The sequence below is a fragment of the Rhizobium sp. S163 genome, from assembly GCF_030380805.1.
In the GTDB taxonomy this organism is placed as follows: domain Bacteria; phylum Pseudomonadota; class Alphaproteobacteria; order Rhizobiales; family Rhizobiaceae; genus Rhizobium.
The window spans coordinates 1-700 of the sequence record NZ_JAUDSA010000009.1; the positions used below are offsets into that span (position 1 = coordinate 1).

1 pseudogene is annotated in these 700 nt (G+C 62.7%); it reads right to left on the minus strand.

Annotated elements, in window-relative coordinates:
• Positions 1-99: 99 nt before the first annotated feature.
• Positions 100-700 (minus strand): annotated as a pseudogene (locus QTL96_RS10020) (IS21 family transposase); the annotation flags it as partial.

Below are 700 nucleotides of genomic sequence, written 5' to 3' on the forward strand. Positions count from 1 at the left end.
CCCGCTCAGCAAAGTCCGGCCAAAGGACCTTGATGGCAGGGAGGCGGAGTTCATTGAGCAGCGTGCTGAGCGTGGCGGCGTCGATGGGCGGGGCGTGTCTCATGCTGCGCCCTCCAGATGACCGGCGTCGATGAGTGCCTCATAGCCTTGGAGGGATGCGAGACGGACAACAACGGTTGGCAACTGCGCTGGATCGGGTGCGAAGGCGGTCCGCAGCGCGACGATGTCCGGCAATTCGCCCGCGTCGAGGATGATGGCCAGCCGCTCTGCCAGTTCCCGCTCGCAACCCCGATCATGGGCCNTTCGAAAGCAAACCGGTATTCCAGCCGCGGGAAGAGCCTGTCGCGATAGACAAGCTGAAGCAGCGCCATTGGCTTTTTGCGCAGCGAGTGGATGACGTGCCGATAGTCGACGACGTGGTCGTGTTTGCCGCTGGCATGCGCACGGCCTCTGTGGAGCGTCATCAGCTGCGTACCGCCGATAAAGAGGTCAAGACGATCGTCGTACAGGCGTACGCGCAGCCGGTGTCCGATAAGGCGTGAGGGCACGGTGTAGAAGACCTTGCGTAACGTGAAGCCGCCGCTGCGTGAGACTTTCACGACAACCTCCTCAAAATCGCTGGTGCGGGTTCCTGGCAACGGCTGCAATGCCGCCCGCTCGGCATCGATGCGCTTGCCATAGCGAGCGTTACGGCGACTGA